Genomic DNA, 21,475 nt, shown 5'->3' on the forward strand with positions numbered 1-21,475 from the left:
TGCTGCTAAAAGCTCTGGGTCTTCTTAAGATTTGTTTTACAAACAGTCTCTAATTCCCAGAGATTTTATTCACAACCCAAATCTGACTTCTATGATAAGTTACTGTTTTAATCCTAACTGCAAAAATCCACAAAACTCTCCGAAAGCTGAAATTTGCCAGAATTGCAATTCGCCATTATTATTAATTCCTCCAGTTATTAGTGAAGATGCAGAAATAGAAAAAAAGAAAATTATTCCGTCAGTAGATAGTAATTCCACAATAATTAACCAGTCTCGTTACCGCATCCTTAAACTTATTGGATATGGTGGTTTTGGTAGAACTTTTTTGGCGGTAGATGAAGCAAATACTCCAGAAAAAGTTTGTGTAGTTAAACAGTTTTTTCCCCAGAATAAAAATTATCGCCAAAATTATCTTCAATCTTCAGAAATAATTGCTGGTAGTGGAGAACTTAAGGTAAAAACGACCTCTGAAAGAGCTGCTAAATTATTTCAGCAAGAAGCACAACAATTAAAAACTTTAGGCAGTCATCCTCAAATTCCTGAATTATTTCAATATTTTGAGCAAGACGAACAACAATATCTCGTTCAAGAATATATTGAAGGTAAAAATCTTGCTCAAGAATTAGCAGAAAAAGGTGTCTTTACTGAGGCTAAAATTCGGGAATTATTAAATGATTTATTGCCAGTATTGCAGTTTGTGCATAAATCTCAAGTTATTCATCGAGATCTTAAGCCAGAGAATATTATTCGTCGGACCACAGGTAAACTTGTTTTAGTAGATTTTGGTGCTGCGAAAGTAGTAGAAAAAAAAGGTTTGCCTAAAACAGGTACTTTTATTGGCAGTGCTGCTTATACCGCTCCGGAACAACTTATGGGTAAGGCGGTTTTCGCCAGCGATCTTTATAGTTTAGGTGTTACTTGTATTCATCTATTGACTCAAGTCTCACCCTTCGATCTATTTGATAGTAGAAATAGTAAATGGGTCTGGCGAGATTATTTAAAGATACCTGTTAGTGAGGAACTTGGTAGAATTTTGGACAAGATGTTGCAAGGTGGTACTAATTGTCGTTATCATTCTGCTACTGCTATTATGAGACATCTTAACCCCCAGTGTACTTATATGGAGACTGTTTATTTTTCTGCTTCTTCAGCAGTTCCGAAAAAGTTAACTCCACAAGCAGAAATTCGACGAGAGTTGCAGGAAGTTTTAGCTCTTGAGTCACTGAAAGTTCAGGTGAGTCGCGTGAAGAAAACTTTGACTGTTGTAATTAGTAGAAAATCGGACAAAAAGGTTAATTATGCTCAAATTTTAAAGATAATTTCTGCTAAGTTGACCGATCTGAAGTTGCCGAATATAGATAAGGTGAAATTGTTAGGTAAAGCTCAGGGTAAGACTGTGCCAGAGTGGCAACAAGTATTGAGAATTAATCATCCAGCTAGATGGAAAAATAAAATTGTGAGACTGCAAAAAAGTCAGGGTTTTATCAAGATATCCCAGTTAGGAACTCAGAGTTTTTGGTTGGCTAGATTTAAGGAAAGAGAATTTTGGCTAGATACTTTAATGTTTGCTTTAACGTGGTTTATTTTTGGTTATCGGATAATTATTTTGCATCCTATAACTGCTTTGATAATTGCCTCAGCTTTTATGACGGTTAAATATCAGGTTGGAAAACAGAATAAATTGGCAACTAATAATTTATTTGCTACTGTAGCAACTGTATTTTTAATAGTAGGTTTGTTAGGTTGGAGATTTTGGATTTATGATATTTTTGGTTTACTCTTGAGTTGCTTATTTGTAGCTCTGCCGATATTTTATGTTAAGGAGGAAATAAGTTAGCTCAAAACTGATAATTTCTATAAGCTAAATTTTAGCCATCAGCTTTCACCCATTAGCTTCGTACAAAATGAAGTCATAAAGCAATATTAAAAGAGTAAATTACAATTCTTAAGTATGGGTAAAATTACATCCGAAGACCTTTGCTATTCATAGCAAATATATTTTATTATTCATAAAAAAAAGGCAGAATGCTGACTGCTAGTAGGTGAATATTTACGGTATAAGAGTTGATTTACCTCAAAAAACTAATTACCTTTCCTACTCTTTCCTTCTGCTTTCAAATATAAGAGTTATAGGAGTCGCTATTATTATTAGGATATTCTCGCTCCTCTCAAATTTAGTCACAGTAATAATTTAACTTTTGATTTCTGAGCTCTGAGTTCTGAGTTCTGACTTCAGGTATAAATTCCCTCAAAAAATAAATCACCATTCCTCCTATTTCCTTCTTCCCTCTTCCTTAAAACAAATGACAAACACACAAAAAAATTTGGTTGAGCAATTCACACTACCAGTCCGGAATTAAGTTGAATTATTAGCAATTTTCCCGAAAATATTCCCTGGTCAACTTCCAATTAATGACTAGATATATAGACTCATCTACCTTCCTTGTTTTTTCTTTCTTCCCTCTTACTTGTGGCTTTAAACAAATGACAAACACACCAAAAAAATCTGGTTGAGCAATTCACACTACCAGTCCGGAGTTAAGTTGAGTTATTAGCAATTTTCCTGAAAATATTCCCTGGTCAACTGGGAATTAATGACTAGATATATAGACTCATCTACCTTCCTTGCTCCTTCCCTCTTGCTTATTACTTTAAACAAATGACAAACATACCAAAAAAATCTGGTTGGGCAATTCACACTACCAGTCCAGAATTAAGTTGAATTATTAGCAATTTTCCCGAAAATATTCCCTGGTCAACTTGGTTTAGTAATTCACACTACCAGTCTAGAATTAAGTTGAATTATTAGCAATTTTCCCGAAAATATTCCCTGGTCAACTGGGAATTAATGACCAGATATATAGACTCATATACCTTCCTTGTTTCTTCCCTCTTACTTATTACTTTAAACAAATGACAAACACACCAAAAAAATTTGGTTTAGCAATTCACACTACCAGTCCAGAGTTAGGTTTAGCTATTAGTAATTTTGCTGAGGATACTCGCTCTAAAACTTGGAACTTAGGGCGAGACCTATCGACTCACTTACACCAAAAATTACAAGAATTTATGCCACCTCAAACTTGGCAAGATTTAAACTTTATTACTGTTGCTAAAGGTCCGGGAAGTTTCACAGGTACTCGTATTGGTGTAGTCACAGCTAGAACTTTAGCTCAACAGTTAGATATCCCACTATTTGCAATTTCAACTTTGGCAACTATAGCTTGGTCATATAAACAGAAAAATCATAATTTATCCCTACAAATGCCTGCTCAAAGAGAGCAGTTATTTACAGCTATTTATCAGGTAGAAGAAATGGGTATCAATCATCTTTTAAAAGATACACTAATGAATCCCGCAGCATGGGAAAAAATCTTAGAAAACTGGGAAAATTATTATCAGTTAATTCAGGTTGAAAATGGTTTAGGAAAATCTGTTGTAAGTTTATTAGAATTAGCTTATTTAGAATGGCAAAAAGGAAACAGACCCCATTGGTCAGAAGCATTACCTTTTTATGGACAACATCCTGTAGAAAAGTGATAAATTAATTGCCATACTACTGAGGTAAAAAAATCTAGGTTTTAGGCAACATAGGCAACAGGCAAAAGAAAATAATAATAGGGAGTTGCTGAATCAAGGTATGAAAATAAAAACTGAATAATCTAAAATATTTGTCATTCAATAGTGAGGGCGATCGCTACCGCAATGCGGACTATTATCCCCAAGAAAATAAATCATACCAAAAATCAGTAACGCCAATAATATAATCGTCGCTCACTAGCATGAGAAATGCTAAAGAGTTAGAGTAGGAATATTAGAGTGGGGAAAGACTTAATGGTGGTGGTGCATAGTAATGGTAAAGGAAGCACTGGGAGTTTGAGGAGATGGGGAAATAGGGAGTGTCGGAGAAATTAAAAAATATATACCCTCACCATTACCATGCAGGACTACCGACTTAATTTTTGCACTTTTGCCAGATTAATTTAATTTTTCTTTGTTGTTCTGATGTTAACTGACCGTATTGTTTAAGCTACCCTAATCTTTTTCCTTCTGAGAATCACTCAATTTTTTATCTTGATTCTTTGCATCTATTTCTGCTTCTGGTTCATTTTTTTCTTTCGCCTCCATTTTTTCTTGCCAATTATTCAGTTGGTTAAAAAGTTTTTGATTAATCTTAAATACCGGTTTTTCAGACATTGTTTTTTCCTCATGTTGAACAAAAATTAAAATTAGATAGAAGCTATTTTAACTGACCTCTATCTAAATTTATTATAGCTATGAAATAGTTTTCCACAGAGGTAGTATTATTCCTACCAAAGCACCTATAAGTAAAGCTATAGTACTTAAAGAACCAATACCAAACCCTAGAGTTCGTTTCTCCGCTGCCTGATAATAACCCCAAGCAAATAAGATGCGCCCCAATACCCAAATCGCACCTATACCAGCACCCCATACTGGACTAATAAACAGAGAAAAAAGCCACAAAGAAGGTAAAAATAAAATTAGTTGTTCTAAAGTATTTTGTTGTACTCTTACTACCCGCTCAAAATTTTGGTCTCCAGTCATTTGAGGCGGCATAATTTTGTATTTAGCTCTAGCTCTACCAACATTGATAGTTATAACAAAATACATTAATAAACTGGCAACTGTGACTAAACTCGGCCATAGAATTGCTTGTGTTTCTAGCATAGCGATCGGTTTTGAAAGATAATTTATATTGGGCAAATATAGTCACATCATAGTTCTGATGTTTAATTTTGACAAGTAAATTATAGCAACGTCAATACTGAAAACTGGATAGGGAATAAGAATCCCTGCTAATCTTTTAGCAACCATAGTTTTGTTGATACTTTTTGAATATTTGAGTATTCATAAACTATCATTTTAATAGTAGCAAAAAACCAAAATTATTACTTGATTACTTGGCAAAAATCAGTGATTTGATTTGCGAAATAAACACCTGATGATCTACGATTGTCTTACCCATAAAACCATCTGCTCCACTAAGCTTAATATAATCTTCACTATCCTGTGCACTGCCAATTTCTGTGACTAACATAACAGGCACTTTTGCAGTATGGGGATTGGCTTTTAGCAATTTAGTAATTTCAATTCCATTGATTTTTGTGGCATTATAATAACTATTTTCCAGACAAATATACATCAGAATAATGTCTGCTTTATTCGCTTTAACAATTTATATGATTGTTTCTACATCTTCCGTCAGTTGAGTAGCAAAACCACCCAGTTTTGTCAAAACTTTTTCAAATACTTTCCAATTAAGTGGATTATCTTCTACCACTAAAACATTTGTCATCTTATCCTCCCTTGCTCTGATTTCTGTGATTATTATTTTGCTACATTAATCAAGATTTTTCTACATTAACAATAAAATGTCTACATATATAGTGTCAATTTGATTAAAAAATATTAAAAAATTGTGTTTATATATAGATTTGTCGCAAATATTTATCTAAACAGTATAAATTTTAAAATTTGCCGATTAGAAAGTACCTATAATATTACAAAATATCAACTACTATTGAGTTGACCTTTCAAAAGATAGAAAATTGCAGGTATCCTAATCAAACAATTGAAATAAAATTTGTTTACTATAAACGGAGTTAGAATTAGTTTTTCTTATTCCCTCTTCTACTTATTTTATAATCATTAAAAAAAACTATATATAATATTTATTTCTGTTATTAACCAGGAGAGGAAAGCTGAATAACTTTTATCAAAAATAATCAAGTTGTTAAATTTGAATATCAAACTTCATACATTAGTTGACGAAGTAATTGCTAAAGTTAATGTTACTCACAAATTATAATTTTTGTTCAATTTTACGACAAATTGCTTATAGCCTTGCTCACTCTCCTAATGTACTAAATTTTTGGATGTTAGGGAATAGGAAGAGAAAAAAATACTATACCTCATTAATATTAGAACCCCTATATATTTATAGTGAAAAATAGGTTATTAGTGATTATTTGATTACAAATTATCCGTATTAACACTCAACTATAGACGTTTGTGTTGAAAGTATCTCAGTATATTTATCATTAAAAAAATCTGCTCTATTCTCAAATTCTTTACCAAATCTTCATATAAAGCTAAGTGATTCTAGACTATAATCGACCTATAAGGGTGTAACCTAGATTTGACAAATTTATTCCGTCTTGGATATCTATTCCGCCGTGAATATTTGGTTGTAAATACAAATATAAATAATATTTCAGAGTAGTTAAATTTACTACAATTATCTCAAATATTTTGCTTTAACTACTCTTATTAATATCTTTTAAATCACAATTGAACATAGATTATAAGATTTATTCCAGTAAATATAATAATTTATTTTCACAAAAATCAAGTTTTTTGAAAGCATCTTGAAATTAGTTTACAATTAATTTCAGGGAGTATTATACAAATGTCAAACTATTTATCAACTAAAAATAATCGTAAATCCACCAAAGAAGAACAGCAACTTTATCAGCATTTACAACATTTAGCCCGCCACCAAGAGCCTGAAGGTTCGATTGATAATTTTAAGACTCTATTTATTGATGCTTCTGGATACTTTATCCCCGAAATTTGGCAGGCAATGGAAACAATTATTGATGCCGATCCTGATGAAGAAGATTTTCATAATATCCTCAACAGAAGTTGCTACATATTAATTAACCGTTGGTTACAAACCCCACAACTGCAAAAATCAATTCCAGACTTAGTCAATCTTTTCCAGCTGAAACCAAATCGCCTAGCTACTTGTTGGACTTCTAAACGTATACGCACTTTGACTAGCAGTTTTACTGAAACTGAAAAATATCTGGCCTTAAAACGTTTGGCTCAGATGTTTATCAAAGAAGTTGAAGAAAATTCAAAAATTGAAGATAAGACGCTGGGAAAATTAATTAATCGATATCCATATCTATATGAAAACAGCTTTATCAATAAGGATACCACTGATGAAGAGCGAGAAGAAATTATAAAAATCAGACAAAAGCAGCAACAAAAATATGAAGTAGATTTATCTAAATATATTACTTATCAAAGGTTGCCCAGAAACAGCTATTCTGTCAAAAATCCTACTCTAATGAAAAACGCAGAATTAAATGATGCTATCCAATATTTCACTGGAAAAGTTGATGGTCGTCAAACATTGCGAAACGAAGCTGAAATGTTTCGTTGCTATTGTAACTTAACTTATTCTTATCGCAGTTTTAAAGATGGTTTATATGAATACTTAACTGATACAATTGACTATGGTTACGGCAAACGAAAATTTAATCATAAACTATATCATAAATTGCAAAATACCTTTTCTCAAAATAATAGTAATAAACCTAATGATTTTCTGATTTTAAGTACTTGTAAAAAGTTATTAAATTTTATAGTTATCGATAGTCTAGAAAAACCCAAACATTTTGTTTTTTATGACTTAATTAATAATCTGGGGACGATAAAAGTTATTGGTATGTTATTAAAAATTGTACTCTTTTGTCGCCAAGCTAAACCTCATTTAGAACAAAGGTTTTCCATTCTGTTTAACCATTATCAAGGATCGACTTCTGGTAAGGTTTGGTGGCTAGTTAAATCTATGGAGACTCTCAATGTTGCTTTAAGCACTAATTTCGGAAAAATTAACCTCTGTTGCTTTTAATAAATACCGATTCACTTAAATATAGTGAAAGTAATGGAGAAATAAGAAATAAGAAGTAAGAAAGCTTAATCAGGACTTACGCAAAGACACTATATATAGCGCATGGTAAATAGAGCGAACGGTTAAAACATTTATAGCGAGCGCTCAACATTCCTGGTTCTATCCCTATCCATAAAAACTTAAATAACTGTCATCTTCAGGGCTAAAGCAAGTACCCTATATGTAGGGTATCTATAGTTCAAAACATTTATGACAAAGTGTAAAATTAATAGCTAAAAAAATCTCATTACGAGATAATTAAATTATCATTGAATTTTCTGAAAACATGGACTTTAATTATATTGATCCCATACCAATATTTACTCTCATCTCACACAAACTATACTATAACTAATTTAGCCAACCACCTAGAAAAAATTAGCCATGATACAATTAATCGTTATTTAAAAATAGAAAATTTGAGTTCACAGGATTTGTGGCGAAATGTTCAAGAAGAAATAATCCCAAATCAAGAGGGATATTTAATTTTTGATGATACAGTGATCCCGAAAAAATATGCTAATAAAATTGAACTTGTACGGCGACAATATAGTGGCAATGAACATCGAGTAATTCGTGGAATTGGAGTAGTTAATTGTATATATTTCAATCCTGAAACTGAACCAGATCGGATTATAGATTATCGGATTTATGACCCAGAAGAAGACAAAAAAACTAAAATTGACCATGTAGAAGAAATGATTTTTGATGTAGTATAAAAGAAGCTACTACCAACAAAAACAGTGTTAATGGATAGCTGGTATGCAACTCAAAGGCTGATGAGATTAATAGATAATTTAGGAAAAATCTATTATTGTCCCTTAAAAAGCAATCGTTTGGTAGATGATACAGGTCGCAATCGAGAAATACAAAAATCTTCAATTATTAACTTGGAATGAAGCAGAAAAATTATCAGGAAAAACCATAAAAATTAAAGGTTTCCCACGAGACAAAAAAGTGAAATTGTTTTGGGCTACTGTTTCTGCCAACAGAACAGAATATATTGTCACTAATGATTTGAGCCAATCTTCTATAGATGATGTAGAATTTGAGTCAAAAACCAGATGTAAAATAGAATAATTTCATAGAGAAATTAAGCAATTAACAGGACTTGAGTTTTGTCAATGCCGTAGGGCGAGAATTCAAAAAAACCATATTGCTTGTGCCATGCTGGTTTGGAATCATTTAAAAGGGTTAGCAGGGAAAATGGGAAAAACTATTTATCAAATCAAATATGAATTGTTGTCTAATTATTTAATAAATGAACTGAAATATCCTTCAATTAAAATTAAGGTTATTTAACTTTTTAACAGTTGGATTTTGGTGAGAAAATTTAAGCGATCGCATAAAAAATTAGCTAGCGTTCGCTATATTTACCATGCGCTATATATAGTGTCTTTGCGTAAGTCCTGCGATAGCTAAAACCAGACAATAGTTGAATCAAATTGCGGAAAGTGACTTCAATCTTAAAACGCCAAATGTAAGCGGTTAAAATCTCTGTTGCGGATAGAGTGAAATCAGTTGAAAGCAGAATTATTTGTTTGCCCTCCGGCCACACAGCGAGTACAAAGCGCACCCTTTGAAGGGGGCAATCCCAATGCAAATCTATGGCGCGATATTTGAGTGTCACCATCTTACCGTAAAGTAGTAGAGTTTCTGTAGTGAAGCAGTCTTTCTCGTCAAACAAATCGCGCAATTTGACTGATTTACCCCAGATGCGAGGTCTACCACGACTGGGTTTGAGCGGTGGTGTTGGTAAAGGATGTTTGCCGACTGCATTGATTCGTACTCTTGTAATTAAGTGTAGCTTGTGTTTCCTTAACTCTTCAATCAACTGTTTAGAGGCAAAGTAAGCATCAAGGATAATATAGCTACCAGCATCGATAAGTTCTACGCACAAAGTAGACATTCGCTCTACTATTGTAGTTTGATCATCCTCAGTCATTTTGATACCATCTTGCAACCCCAAAGTCACAGGAACCGCTTTCAAACAAGAGCCTGCTTCTAAGAGTAAAGTGATAACTCCAAAATAATGACCTCGTATCCACTCTGGCTTGGTTACGTTTTCTGATTCATTGTGTAGTTTTTTCACCGCAGGCATTTTTTTTCCTTCCTTACCGATTGAACAGTAGCTCTGAGGGACAATAAAAAGGCCAAACTAGAAAGTTCACTAACTTAGTCCACTCTATAACTGTGGCCTTTGCTCTGAAGCGATTATTTCTTCTGTTACAATCTAATTGTGTTAATTGATTTTCTGTTTTAACGTAGTAAAGTAATTAGCTAATCAAGTCAATTTAAAATTAAATATGACTATCTATTGAAGGTAGGGATGTTGGCAAAAAAATATAATCGAATAAAACATTCAATGGCTCGAATAGCTAAAAACTAAATTCTGAATATATTCTATTTATCAATACAAACTGGATTATGGCTATACCAATTGTTAAACGTTATTTAATTGCTTTAGAGCAATACAAGTGGGTGGGAGTAGCAACTTTCGCAGTAGCAGTAGGTGTTTCAGGAATAGTTGCTTTGCAGCCAGTTCCTGAACCAAAACATACAATTCTAGGTACATTGAGGAGTATTAGTCCTCCTATATTATTTTCTAATACTGGTAGTACAATCCAAGAAAGAGCTGCGGCAGTTACCCCAGATATGTTGCTAAATGATGAAGTTAGACAGGCAGCAGCAGAAAAGGTTTTGGTAGACCCAAGAAAGCTGAAGGGAGCCCAATTAGTTGTAAAATCAGGTATATACTATGTATCTTATGAAGATACAGATGCAGAAAAAGCTGTAGAAGCAGTAGATGTACTGATGGCAGAAATTGTCAAGCAAAGCAGAAAAATTAATGCTACTTATCAAACAACTATTATTGATGAAGTAAAAAAACGTTTGCCTGGAGCAATTGAAGAATTGAAAAACGCTCAACAGGAACTACAGAAATTTGAAAGAGAAGAGGAAGCCTTGTTGATAACATCAAGAGCTGCTGCTTTACCAGCAGCGATCGCAGGTGTCCGACAACAACAAACTCAGATTAAGTTAGAGTTAGAAGGGGTAGAAGCTCAAATTAATAGTTTAGAGGAACAGTTAGGGTTAACTGCAGATCAAGCTTATGTAGCACGTGCACTCGCTGCCGATCCAATTATAGCCAATCTCCGAGTGCAGTTGTATCAAGTAGAAAATGAGTTAGATAAGTTATTATTAGATTTTACAGAAGAATATCCACCTGTAGTTGAGTTGCGGAGGCAAAAACAAGTTGCAGAAAAACAGCTACAACAACGTGCGGCAGAAGTTTTAGGAGGTAATGGTATTGCAGCACCATTGAGACAGGTAGATCAAATTCGAGTTGATGCTTCTTTAGATCCCACAAGACAACAGTTGTCAGAAACCCTAATTTCTCTGAAAGCTCAAAAGGAGCAGTTAGAACGACAGCTACAAACAACTATTGAAACTGAGAAGGAATTGGAAGTTGAGTATAAAACTATCCCTGATAAGCAATTAGAATTAGCTAATTTACAAGAAGAAGTTGCTGTGAAGAAGTCTCGTCTTGATAATATGCAAACTACTTTAGAAGATGCTGAGGCAGCAGAAGCAGAGATCACTAGCAGTTTAGCCGTTGCTCAAAAAGCTGGTGTTGCTAAGAAAGGTGAGGTAGGAGAAAAAAGTATGCCTTTAATGATGGCAGTAGGAGGACTAGCAGGGATAGTTGTTGGTGGAGGTTTAATTTTTGCCTTGGGAATGCTTTCTGGCAAGTTCTATTCTTGGGAAGAAATCAAAACAGCTTTAAAGGAAAAAGATGTGCCGTTATTGGGTTTGTTGCCTGATGTGATGCTTTTTGACCTAGATATGGATATGGATCTAGAGAAAATGCCTTTGTTATTAGAGCGTAATTCACCTTATCTAGAATTCTATGAAAAGTTGCGGACAAATTTGCACCGTCAGGGAAGTCAAGCTCCAAAAGTTTTGGTATTAAGTAGTGGAGCTAAAGGAGAAGGGAAAACATTTTGTGCTTATAATTTGGCGATCGCTGCTGCACGAGCAGGTAAACGAACACTGGTCATCGAAGCAGACTTAAGGTCTCCATCAAACGCTGAGTCTCTCAAAATTCTTCCTCATCCACATAGCTATGCTGAACCACTTCGTTATTATGGGGATATTAATGATTGTATTCGACAAGTACCAGAGATAGAAAATCTTTATGTGATACCTAGTCCTGGTGTTGTCAAACAACCAGGAAGAATAATTGAATCAAGTGAAATGCAAAGGCTGCTTTCGGACTCGCGACATCGTTTTGACTTTGTTATCCTAGATGCTCCTTGTATGACTCAGAACAATGATGCTTTTATTCTAGAGCCATATACTGATGGGATGATTATTGTGACTCGACCACAGTATACTCTATCAGGTATGTTGACAGAAGTTATAGAACAGCTAACAAATGATGAAGAGGATGAATCTACTAAGTCTGGTCCTAAGTTTTTAGGAGTTGTGGTCAACGGGGCCGATATTCCTGTAGAGTTTGCATTGGAAACATTGGATTATTTGGATCTCTCTGAACCACAGATTGCTGATTCACCTAGAACTAGCATTGGAGCTACAGCATCTACAGCAGGAGTTGGTAACCCAGGTTAATAGTTGATAATAGCTTTTATAATTGTAGAGACTTTAATTTAAAGGTCTCTACTACACCTTAAATTTAGGATAATTCAATTTGAATCGTATTATTGAGTGATTTATTTTTTTCCAGCTTAATTTATTGTTGAATCCCTTCTACTCCCCAAACAGGAGCCTTTTGTGCTGCTCTTAAAATAAATGCACCCATTTTTTCTACTACCTCTTGAGACATCCAATTTTCAGTAACTTGACGACAGAAATATGTATAATCACTGCCATCATATATCATCGGGTTTCTGAAAAAAGCAACTAAATTATCAAGATTGTCTCGTGATGGTGTTGCTCCCTCTAGATTTTTTAAGGATAGAGAGATTGGAGGGTTGACTAAATTTGCTCCTCCTACATGACAGTTGAGACAATTTTTTGCAAACATTTGTTTTCCATCAGATAAATCTTCAGCAGAAAACTTCTTTGTTTCACCTTGCTCGTTCAGTTTTATTTCTACTGGTTGTTTAGCATCTAAATATCTTTCTACATAAGAATCTATAGCAGCTTGAGCTGATTGAGTATTAAAAATTATTACCTGAACAATAATTAATATTATTAGTATAAAACGAATTACTAATGATTTCTTCAACATACTACTTTTATTATTTTGCTAACTACAAACATCAAAGATAAATAATTGATTTTAGATTAGGGTTTAATGAAGAGAAAACTAAATTTTTTTGTTTCCCATCAAAAAAACAATAATCTAAAATCATCAATCAATATTTCTCAAGAAAAAGAATTTTAACGGTAGATTTTACCGCCTCCCCATCCTTTGCCTAAAACTTTAGGCTGTACAAGAATGTAACCAGCGATCGCGTATAAATCATCCTCAGTGAGATTTCTCATCTCTGGGTAAATATCAGCACTCTTGATACTAGGATGAAACTCAGATATTTCATAAAATCCATCATAAGTAGTAGGATTTTCCATGTAGTCTATGAGACCTTCTATGTTATCTCGTGCTGGATAGGCCAAAGCTAAAACTTCTGGGTCTAGAGAAACATCAGGATTTGTTTTGGTAATTCCTCCTACATGACACTGAGAACAAACATTATTAAATTCCCGTCTGCCTCTGGTGTATTCCTTAATAGTAAGTACAACTTCTTCACCATCGTCATTCAGAGGCAAAGTCCGATCATTATCAGTTAATTCGGCAGCAGTGGCACTGTTGATGAACGTTTGAAACGTTAGGAACAGTATAGTAACTACAGCGATGAAAAATTTTTTCAAGTTTCTTCTCCTTAAAACTGGCAAGTTAATCAACCAACACAGATATGTTCATTAATGGAAATATTTCCGTAGGAACCTGAAGTAACAGAACTTCAGATTTATTGAACTTTGATCTAATTTTTATTTATCAGTGTTCAAGTGTCAATTAGTCAAGTATTTAGCTAGTTTTATTAGGAATCAGACTTTCGTTGTTGGGCCAATATGTGAGACATGATTGCCTTGGCATCCTCTAAGGCCAAACGGGTTTGAGAATGCTTATAAGATATCCCCATTTGGTCACAAAGACGAAGCACCTCATTTACATGGACATTAAAGTCTTCTGCTATTTCTTGGATTGATATATCAGCAAAACCCATAAATTTTTTTCACTCTATTTATTAATTAGATCAAGCCAGTTAAAAAAATTCCTTTGAAGCTCCCAGAATTTAATTCTGAGGTGTAGCTTGAATCTTATTCTCATTTGTCAAGGAATTATGCTGTTCTGTCTGAAAGGGTAAATGACAATATGGTCCTGCTTCTAATGACTCGGCAGAACTAAGGGTGGTAGAAAGAGGTTTATGAAGGCGAATTAACTGAGCCAGAGTTTTCTTTAATTGGGTACGAGGTACAATTGCGTCTACAAAACCATGTTCCAATAAATACTCAGAAGTCTGAAAGTTGTCAGGTAACTTTTCACGAACTGTTTGTTCGATAACTCGTCGTCCAGCAAAACCTATTGTTGCTTTGGGTTCAGCGATAATAATATCTCCAAGCATGGCAAAACTTGCAGTTACACCACCTGTAGTGGGATGAGTTAAAACTGGAATGTATAGGAGTTTAGCTTCTCGGTGCTGTTCTAGGGCTCCCGATATCTTGGCCATTTGCATCAGGCTTAACATTCCCTCTTGCATTCTGGCTCCACCAGAAGCACAAATAATTACTACAGGTAAATGTTCTTTAGTGGCCTTTTCAATTAATCGGGTCAGTTTTTCTCCAACAACTGAACCCATACTTCCTCCCATAAACTGGAAATCCATAACTCCCAAGGCCACAGGTTCAGCTTCAATGTTACCGATTCCTGTTTGTACCGCATCTACAAGTCCAGTTTTTCTTTGATATTCTTGGAGGCGATCACTATATGGTTTGCGATCGCGGAATTTCAAGGGGTCTGTCGCTCTGACTTGTTCGTTAATTGGCATCCAGGTGTTATTATCTATCAATTGTTGAATTCGCTCATCACTAGATACTCGTATATGGTGTCCACATTCTAGGCAAACCATTTGATTTGCTTGGAGGTCTTTTGTGTAAGTTAGAGTTCCACAAGCTTGACATTTGAGCCAAAGTCCATCAGCAATTTCTCGTTCAGGTCTTTGTTGAGAATTATGGGCTGATTTTTGTCGATTTGCAAACCAATCAAATAGAGACATTAAAATATTTTTGAATTAATTATTCAGTGATTAAATTTTTGGTTAAGCTCTGTATTATACAGCTATTCAGGTAAGAGGTCTAGCAATAGAACTATAGTACTACCGATTAAGGTTAGAGCAATAGTTCGTCAAAGTTATAGTTACATAAGACACACCTTTATTCAACTTAGTATGGATTAGGGTATTGATAATCAACCGAGATGATTTGTGAAGATAATCATTAATTTTACATTCTCTTTGAGATTTGGTGAAAAAGAATAAACTTATTGTAAAAGTAGGCAACAGCTCCAGAAGGCAACAGGGAAGAGATTTTCTGAAAAAAGCCATGGGCGACTTTGGTAACGCCAGCTAATTTAGGCATCTTGGATATAAGGTCTTAGAAAATGGTTGAACAACAGCCTTATATAATTTCTGGAGATGTCTACTAACTAAACACTTTGCTATACCATCTTCAATAATTAACAATTAATAATTAATAATTAATAATTATCTCTCCTGAAAACGGATAGGATTGACTAAAATGATTTTTTTGATTTTTTATCCTTAAAAGGAGAGGCTTTAGACCTTAATTATTCGGTAATTGTATGTCCTAAATTCTCTTCGTTGACTATAAATTAAAGGAATTTCTGTCATAGTTTGAAAAGTTTGGCTTGATAATCGTTGATTTAGCCTATGGTTTGTATGCTTAGAGTTTTAGTTGTGGCGTAGCTACTCTGAAACTATGGCCAACATTGACTGGTTCTCAAAATCAGGGTCAGAATCCAGGGAAAAACAGATTAAAGTAAGTAGATAATATATCACTACCCCAGATAACCGTCAAACCAGCCCCCATTGCTAAAAACGGTCCAAATGGCATTGGTTGTCGTCGATCTAGCAAACCTATGGCGATCGCTCCTCCACCGACAAATGCTCCCATCGCACAGGCAAGAAAACAAGCTAGTAGTAAATATTTCCACCCTAACCAAGCTCCTATCATTGCTGCTAGTTTGGCATCTCCTCCACCCATAACTGTTTGCCCAAAAGCTATGGAGCCTAATATAGAGATTAAGTCAAGGAGCCATAGACCAAGTACTGCTCCAATAATACCTATCATTAAATAATTGACTAGATTATTTACTTGAAAATTTGTCTCTAATGTGGTAGTTATTTGAAAACCTAAACCTAAGATTAATCCTGATTGGGTTAGAGGATTAGGTAGAGTCATGGTGTCCAAGTCAATCATAGACAAAGCCAGTAGCCAACTAAAAAAAGTCCAATAGCCTAGGGTTGAGATAGTAATTCCAAATTTCCAGAAAACAACTAAAAATAGTAAGGCTGTGATTAATTCTACTACTGGATAACGGATAGAAATAGGATTTCGACAATGACCACAACGTCCGCGCAACCATAGCCAACCAAATATAGGGACATTTTCTGTGGCTTTTAATCGACTATGACATTGGGGACAGTGGGATGGAGGCCAAAATATAGATAGTCCTGCGGGTATCCGATAAATGACAACATTGAGAAAGCTGCCGATGGATGCACCCAGGGTAAATACAATTAGAGCCAGAGGCCATATTCTGAGTAAGTCCATATAATTCAAGTCAAAAGTTAAAAGTTAAATTCCTAGCTTTACGAGAATTGGAGGATATCCTAAATAAAGCTACAACTGCCACACCAATAAGACTTAGGCAAAAAAATATTTACTAACAGGACTTAGGCAATAATAATATACATATCAGTTCAAAACTATTGCGCAATAGTATTTATCGTGTTTATCTAATGTTGGCTTTTATACCCGCGCTCTCCTGGAAGGGAGCGTCGTATGGGAATGCCAACCAATGCTATAACAAAACTAGGAGCGTGTTAGTAATAGGTCGAAAACATTGAAAGCTAGATATAAATATGGAATCTATCCTAATCATATTCAAATAACTAAATTAAATCAGCTATTTGGTTGTTGTCGATATGTTTGGAATCAAAGTTTAGCATATTGTAATCAACTATATGTTGATGGTCAAAAGAAACCTAGTTATGTTGATTTAACCAAGGAATTCATAACTCAAGCTAAAAAAGAATTAGTTTGGTTAAAGGAAGTTGCATCTACTCCATTACAACAGTCTCTCAAAGATTTAGACCAAGCTTACAGAAACTTCTTTGATAGTTGTACTGGAAAACGTAAAGGTATCAAGGTTAAACCTCCAAAGTTTAAGTCCAGAAAAACAAAGCAAACTGCTAGATTCGTAGGGGCTAATTACAAAGTTTGCCAGGATAAAATATATCTACCAAAGGTAGGTAAGATTAAAATTGTTTGGTCTAGAAAATTACCCGCTGAACCTAGTTCTTTAACAATAATCAAAGATTCAGCTAATCGCTACTTTGCTAGCTTTGTAGTAGAAATAAATCCTGAAACGTTGCCTAAAACTGACAACTCAATAGGCATTGATTTAGGTATTTCAACTTTTGCAACCTTGAGTAACGCAGATCAAATTAATGCTCCAAAACCTCTTAAAAACAACCTCAAAAAGTTAGCTAAATTCCAGCGTAAATTTCCCAGAACTGAACCAGGCAGTAAACCTATACGAAAAACGTAGACTAAAAATAGGTAAACTTCATGCCAAAATCAAAGATATTAGAACTGATTTTCTGCACAAGTTATCAACTGATGTAGTCAAAAAATACGACACAATTGTACTAGAAGACTTAAATGTTTCCGGTATGGTTAAAAACCGCCAATTAGCCAAGGCCATTAGTGATTTAGGCTGGAGACAATTTAGGACTTTTACTGAGGCTAAGTCCGAGAAATATGGTAGAGAATTTAGAACTATTTCTAGGTGGGAGCCTACATCTCAAAAGTGTTCTAATTGTGGTTTTAAAGGTGGTAAGAAAGAATTAAATGTCAGGTAGTGGACTTGTTTTAATTGTGGAACACATTCCATGACCGTGATATCAACGCTGCTATAAATATTCTCAATGTAACTCACGCTTGATGAAATCTGCTGTAACATTTCTCAAATCTCAAATAGATAAAGTGCACAATCTTTGCATTTTAGATAATAGGGAAGAGAGAAGAAATACTTTATCTCATCTATAATGAGAACCGATATATATACTGTTTCAAACTCAAAAAAGGTAAGCATTCAGCTATTAGCATTCAGTATTCAGCTTTTTTTTTGTGAAGGCATTAAACAAATTTGCTCTAAATAGCTAAGATCTGTAGATGTACTTTAACTCATACTTGAGAATGAGAGCTTTAGTCTCTCAATAATTTCATAAAACTTTATTTTGTATAAAGCTAATGGCTAATAGCTGACGGCTTAATGCTTACCAACATGGTATCAAAACTAATTCATCAATAAATTTTTGATTCAATTAACTCTAAAGGGACAAAAAATTCACCTGGTAACAAAATTGGCTGTTGGGAGAATATTAGACCAGCTCGATAACTAACGGGACTAATGGCCACGCCTAGGGGACATTTAACTTGGTCAGGATGGGTCTCCAGATAAGCGCGATAGAGTAGTTTTGCTAATTTTTGTAGGGATGGAGTAAGTAATAGGGCAATATTTGAATCTGCATACTTTACTGGTCTTTTTTGTGTAGCGTTTACCACGATAAATCCTGATAAATATTTATAGATATATAGCGCTACGCGCAAGTCAAAAGTCAAAAGTTAAAAGTTAAAAGTTAAAAGTTATCTCACAAGTACTATTCACAAGTTAAAAGTCAAAAGTTAAAAGTTATCTCACCAGAGAGTTTTAACTACCCAAATGTTCGGGAAACAGGATTTAGGAATCTCGGCGCCCTAAATACGTAGTTCTATATTTGCTACTTTTTAATATTTTGTTTTAACTCGCTTCACCATTTTTGCTGCGCGATATAAATACACAGCATTCCATTAGGAGAGAAATAATCAAGATAAAAGTAAAGAGCAAAACTTTTAAACTTCCCTTTTTATCCATTTCAGATTTTTGGTTTTACAAGCAGCTCCGAATTTCAAAATTGGTGTTCTGCAATTAAAATTTAATCAACTTTTAAATTTATCTTTCTCCTTCTTGATAATCCTGATTCAACTAATTAAAGTATACCATTAATAATGGTACAATTGATTCTGAGATTATCATGGGAAAATTTTGTTTGCAAGCTCCTTTTAAACCTACGGGTGACCAACCTCAAGCGATCGCTCAATTAACTACTAATATTGAAGCTGGACATGATTTTCAAACATTACTAGGAGCTACTGGTACGGGTAAGACTTTTTCTATAGCTTCTGTGATTAAAAATATTGGCAGACCGACGTTAGTTTTGGCTCATAATAAAACATTGGCTGCTCAGTTATGTAATGAGTTAAGGGATTTTTTCCCTGATAATTCTGTGGAATATTTTATTAGTTATTATGATTATTATCAGCCGGAGGCTTATATTCCGGTGACGGATACATATATAGAGAAAACTGCTTCTGTTAATGATGAAATTGATATGTTGCGTCACTCGGCAACTCGGTCTCTTTTTGAACGCCGAGATGTAATTGTTGTTGCTTCGATTAGTTGTATTTATGGTTTGGGAATGCCGGCTGAATATTTAAAAGCTGCTATTTCTTTGGAAGTGGGTGAAGAAATCGATCAACGACAAATTTTGAGAGATTTAGCGACAGTTCAATATACTAGAAATGATTTAGATTTAGGTCGAGGAAAGTTTAGAGTTAAGGGCGATGTTTTGGAAATCGGACCTGCTTATGAGGATAGAATTATTCGAGTAGAATTTTTTGGGGATGAAATAGATGCTATTCGTTATGTTGACCCTGTAACTGGAAAAATTCTTCAAAGTTTGGAGTCTTTGAATGTATATCCGGCGCGTCACTTTGTTACTCCTGAAGAAAGATTAGAAGAGGCTTGTAATGATATTGAAACAGAATTAGATGAGCGATTAGAGGAATTAGAAAAAGCAGGAAAATTGTTAGAAGCTCAACGTTTGGAACAGCGTTGTAGATATGATATAGAAATGTTGCGCGAAGTGGGATATTGTAATGGAGTGGAAAATTATTCTCGGCATTTAGCAGGTAGAAAAGCGGGGGAACCGCCGGAATGTTTGATTGATTATTTTCCGAAAGATTGGTTATTAATTATTGATGAATCTCATGTGACTGTTCCGCAAATTCGGGGAATGTATAATGGCGACCAAGCTAGGAAAAGAGTTTTAATTGAGCATGGGTTTCGTTTGCCTAGTGCTGCAGATAATCGACCTTTAAAATCTGATGAATTTTGGCAAAAGGTTAATCAATGTATTTTGGTTTCTGCTACTCCTGGAGATTGGGAAATAGAAAAGTCTGAGGATAGAATTGTTGAGCAAATTATTCGTCCGACTGGTGTTGTTGACCCGGAAATTTTTGTGCGTCCGACTGAGGGTCAGGTTGATGATTTATTGGGTGAAATTAGGCAAAGGGTTAAGCTGGAAGAAAGAGTTTTAATTACTACTTTAACTAAGCGGATGGCTGAAGATTTGACTGAATATTTGCAGGAGCAAAATGTGAAGGTTCGTTATTTGCACTCTGATATTAATTCTATTCAGAGAATTGAGATTTTACAGGCGTTGCGAGAGGGAGAATTTGATGTGTTAATTGGGGTTAATTTATTACGGGAAGGTTTGGATTTACCAGAGGTTTCTTTGGTAGCTATTTTAGATGCGGATAAAGAGGGATTTTTACGAGCGGAACGTTCTTTAATTCAGACTATTGGTAGAGCGGCGCGTCATGTCCGGGGTCAGGCTATTTTATATGCTGATAATTTGACAGATAGTATGATTAAAGCCATAGATGAAACTGAAAGAAGGCGAGGAATTCAGTTGGCATATAATAAGATGAATAATATTACACCCAAGCCTGTTATGAAAAAACAAAGTAATGCAATTTTGGCGTTTTTAGATGTATCGCGTCGTTTAAATTCTCAACAGTTGGAAGAGGTTTATGAACAGGTAGATGAGTTGTCTTTGGAGGATCTGCCGGAGTGGATTAAAAAGTTAGAAAATCAGATGAAAGAAGCGGCGAAAAATTTAGAATTTGAAGAGGCAGCTAAATTGCGGGATAGAATTAAATATTTGCGGGATAAATTAGTAGGTAATTCGTAAGCATTTAGTCGTCAGCTATCAGCTATTAGCTTGTAGTTTTAGATAAAAGCTTTACTAATTGAGTCAGAATTAAATCTTAAACTACAAAACCTGGCTTTAAAATCTATAATTCATTTAAACCTCCTCGTTTGCTGAGAGCTGATAGCTAATAGCTGAATATTTACGGTAATTATTGAAATTTATCAAAAAAACAAAATAATCTATAGATTGGAAATGCTATATTTATGCTAAAATTTTAGTATTTGTAATCTTGAAGATAATAATCATGCTATCTATTGATGAACTAATGAAAGAAGCTTTATCTCTATCAAACAACGCCAACTAGCATGAGAAAATGCCATATTCAAGCAGTTTAACAGACAAAGAA

General features: G+C 34.4%; 16 protein-coding genes and 2 pseudogenes. 8 read left to right on the plus strand and 10 right to left on the minus strand.

The features are described from left to right. Positions 1 to 91 precede the first annotated feature (91 nt). Complete coding sequence (locus ACP6PM_RS27555) at positions 92 to 1,837, plus strand: protein kinase domain-containing protein (protein WP_426590088.1); 1,746 nt, start codon at positions 92 to 94, stop codon at positions 1,835 to 1,837. A gap of 1,076 nt (positions 1,838 to 2,913) precedes the next feature. Further along, the gene (gene tsaB / locus ACP6PM_RS27560; protein ID WP_426590089.1) at positions 2,914 to 3,540 is read left to right on the plus strand and encodes a tRNA (adenosine(37)-N6)-threonylcarbamoyltransferase complex dimerization subunit type 1 TsaB; all 627 of its coding nucleotides are present in this window, start codon (positions 2,914 to 2,916) and stop codon (positions 3,538 to 3,540) included. Between the two features lie 495 nt (positions 3,541 to 4,035). On the opposite strand, the gene ACP6PM_RS27565 is transcribed toward tsaB, so the two are convergent. The 3 genes from ACP6PM_RS27565 to ACP6PM_RS27575 form a co-directional block, all read right to left on the minus strand. Continuing rightward, positions 4,036 to 4,197 carry a hypothetical protein gene (locus tag ACP6PM_RS27565; protein ID WP_426590090.1) on the minus strand — a complete coding sequence of 54 codons (162 nt, stop codon included), beginning with the start codon at positions 4,195 to 4,197 and terminating at the stop codon, positions 4,036 to 4,038. A 78-nt stretch (positions 4,198 to 4,275) separates the two neighbouring features. After that, a complete protein-coding gene (locus tag ACP6PM_RS27570) occupies positions 4,276 to 4,689 on the minus strand; it encodes an MAPEG family protein (RefSeq protein WP_426590091.1) in 414 nt (137 codons plus the stop codon). 229 nt (positions 4,690 to 4,918) lie between these two features. Continuing rightward, the gene (locus ACP6PM_RS27575; protein ID WP_426590092.1) at positions 4,919 to 5,164 is read right to left on the minus strand and encodes a response regulator; all 246 of its coding nucleotides are present in this window, start codon (positions 5,162 to 5,164) and stop codon (positions 4,919 to 4,921) included. Between the two features lie 1,266 nt (positions 5,165 to 6,430). Here ACP6PM_RS27575 and ACP6PM_RS27580 point away from each other — a divergent pair. Both ACP6PM_RS27580 and ACP6PM_RS27585 read left to right on the plus strand, forming a co-directional pair. Beyond that, a complete protein-coding gene (locus tag ACP6PM_RS27580; RefSeq protein WP_426590093.1) occupies positions 6,431 to 7,663 on the plus strand; it encodes a hypothetical protein in 1,233 nt (410 codons plus the stop codon). Between the two features lie 335 nt (positions 7,664 to 7,998). Further along, positions 7,999 to 9,004, plus strand: a pseudogene (locus tag ACP6PM_RS27585) (IS701 family transposase). A gap of 55 nt (positions 9,005 to 9,059) precedes the next feature. Here the strand turns inward: ACP6PM_RS27585 and ACP6PM_RS27590 are convergent. Continuing rightward, positions 9,060 to 9,803, minus strand: coding sequence for a transposase (locus ACP6PM_RS27590; RefSeq protein ID WP_426590094.1), 744 nt, complete (start codon positions 9,801 to 9,803; stop codon positions 9,060 to 9,062). A 326-nt stretch (positions 9,804 to 10,129) separates the two neighbouring features. Between ACP6PM_RS27590 and ACP6PM_RS27595 the strand changes: the two genes are divergently transcribed. Continuing rightward, positions 10,130 to 12,334: a GumC family protein gene (locus ACP6PM_RS27595; RefSeq protein WP_426590095.1), complete on the plus strand. Its 2,205-nt coding sequence runs from the start codon at positions 10,130 to 10,132 to the stop codon at positions 12,332 to 12,334. Between the two features lie 121 nt (positions 12,335 to 12,455). On the opposite strand, the gene psbV2 is transcribed toward ACP6PM_RS27595, so the two are convergent. From psbV2 to ACP6PM_RS27620, 5 genes are all read right to left on the minus strand, one after another. Then, positions 12,456 to 12,956, minus strand: coding sequence for a photosystem II cytochrome PsbV2 (gene psbV2, locus ACP6PM_RS27600; RefSeq protein ID WP_426590096.1), 501 nt, complete (start codon positions 12,954 to 12,956; stop codon positions 12,456 to 12,458). A 152-nt stretch (positions 12,957 to 13,108) separates the two neighbouring features. After that, the gene (psbV, locus tag ACP6PM_RS27605) at positions 13,109 to 13,597 is read right to left on the minus strand and encodes a photosystem II cytochrome c-550 (RefSeq protein WP_426590097.1); all 489 of its coding nucleotides are present in this window, start codon (positions 13,595 to 13,597) and stop codon (positions 13,109 to 13,111) included. 170 nt (positions 13,598 to 13,767) lie between these two features. Continuing rightward, the gene (locus tag ACP6PM_RS27610) at positions 13,768 to 13,953 is read right to left on the minus strand and encodes a translation initiation factor IF-2 N-terminal domain-containing protein (protein ID WP_293093367.1); all 186 of its coding nucleotides are present in this window, start codon (positions 13,951 to 13,953) and stop codon (positions 13,768 to 13,770) included. 69 nt (positions 13,954 to 14,022) lie between these two features. Next, positions 14,023 to 15,003, minus strand: a complete 981-nt coding sequence (accD, locus tag ACP6PM_RS27615; protein ID WP_426590098.1) for an acetyl-CoA carboxylase, carboxyltransferase subunit beta — start codon at positions 15,001 to 15,003, stop codon at positions 14,023 to 14,025. A gap of 754 nt (positions 15,004 to 15,757) precedes the next feature. Further along, positions 15,758 to 16,579, minus strand: a complete 822-nt coding sequence (locus tag ACP6PM_RS27620) for a prepilin peptidase (protein WP_426590099.1) — start codon at positions 16,577 to 16,579, stop codon at positions 15,758 to 15,760. Between the two features lie 292 nt (positions 16,580 to 16,871). Here ACP6PM_RS27620 and ACP6PM_RS27625 point away from each other — a divergent pair, with 292 nt between their 5' ends. Together ACP6PM_RS27625 and ACP6PM_RS27630 are read left to right on the plus strand one after the other, a co-directional pair. Then, complete coding sequence (locus tag ACP6PM_RS27625; RefSeq protein WP_426590100.1) at positions 16,872 to 17,579, plus strand: RNA-guided endonuclease InsQ/TnpB family protein; 708 nt, start codon at positions 16,872 to 16,874, stop codon at positions 17,577 to 17,579. A 40-nt stretch (positions 17,580 to 17,619) separates the two neighbouring features. After that, positions 17,620 to 17,892, plus strand: a pseudogene (locus ACP6PM_RS27630) (RNA-guided endonuclease InsQ/TnpB family protein); the annotation flags it as partial. Between the two features lie 445 nt (positions 17,893 to 18,337). Here the strand turns inward: ACP6PM_RS27630 and ACP6PM_RS27635 are convergent. Then, a complete protein-coding gene (locus tag ACP6PM_RS27635) occupies positions 18,338 to 18,598 on the minus strand; it encodes a hypothetical protein (RefSeq protein ID WP_426590101.1) in 261 nt (86 codons plus the stop codon). A gap of 509 nt (positions 18,599 to 19,107) precedes the next feature. On the opposite strand from ACP6PM_RS27635, the gene uvrB reads away from it, so the two are divergent. After that, positions 19,108 to 21,108, plus strand: coding sequence for an excinuclease ABC subunit UvrB (gene uvrB, locus ACP6PM_RS27640; RefSeq protein ID WP_426590102.1), 2,001 nt, complete (start codon positions 19,108 to 19,110; stop codon positions 21,106 to 21,108). Positions 21,109 to 21,475 lie beyond the last annotated feature (367 nt).

It is taken from the genome of Dapis brunnea BLCC-M229 (assembly GCF_050015995.1).
GTDB lineage: Bacteria > Cyanobacteriota > Cyanobacteriia > Cyanobacteriales > Microcoleaceae > Trichodesmium.

Excerpts from the sequence above, each read along its gene's own strand:
- ACP6PM_RS27595 (WP_426590095.1), top strand. The coding sequence starts at position 10,130 with ATGGCTATACCAATTGTTAAACGTTATTTAATTGCTTTAGAGCAATAC.
- ACP6PM_RS27610 (WP_293093367.1), bottom strand. The coding sequence starts at position 13,953 with ATGGGTTTTGCTGATATATCAATCCAAGAAATAGCAGAAGACTTTAAT.
- ACP6PM_RS27565 (WP_426590090.1), bottom strand. The coding sequence starts at position 4,197 with ATGTCTGAAAAACCGGTATTTAAGATTAATCAAAAACTTTTTAACCAA.
- psbV2 (WP_426590096.1), bottom strand. The coding sequence starts at position 12,956 with ATGTTGAAGAAATCATTAGTAATTCGTTTTATACTAATAATATTAATT.
- ACP6PM_RS27555 (WP_426590088.1), top strand. The coding sequence starts at position 92 with ATGATAAGTTACTGTTTTAATCCTAACTGCAAAAATCCACAAAACTCT.
- ACP6PM_RS27575 (WP_426590092.1), bottom strand. The coding sequence starts at position 5,164 with ATGTATATTTGTCTGGAAAATAGTTATTATAATGCCACAAAAATCAAT.
- ACP6PM_RS27580 (WP_426590093.1), top strand. The coding sequence starts at position 6,431 with ATGTCAAACTATTTATCAACTAAAAATAATCGTAAATCCACCAAAGAA.
- accD (WP_426590098.1), bottom strand. The coding sequence starts at position 15,003 with ATGTCTCTATTTGATTGGTTTGCAAATCGACAAAAATCAGCCCATAAT.
- ACP6PM_RS27620 (WP_426590099.1), bottom strand. The coding sequence starts at position 16,579 with ATGGACTTACTCAGAATATGGCCTCTGGCTCTAATTGTATTTACCCTG.
- tsaB (WP_426590089.1), top strand. The coding sequence starts at position 2,914 with ATGACAAACACACCAAAAAAATTTGGTTTAGCAATTCACACTACCAGT.
- ACP6PM_RS27570 (WP_426590091.1), bottom strand. The coding sequence starts at position 4,689 with ATGCTAGAAACACAAGCAATTCTATGGCCGAGTTTAGTCACAGTTGCC.
- uvrB (WP_426590102.1), top strand. The coding sequence starts at position 19,108 with ATGGGAAAATTTTGTTTGCAAGCTCCTTTTAAACCTACGGGTGACCAA.
- ACP6PM_RS27590 (WP_426590094.1), bottom strand. The coding sequence starts at position 9,803 with ATGCCTGCGGTGAAAAAACTACACAATGAATCAGAAAACGTAACCAAG.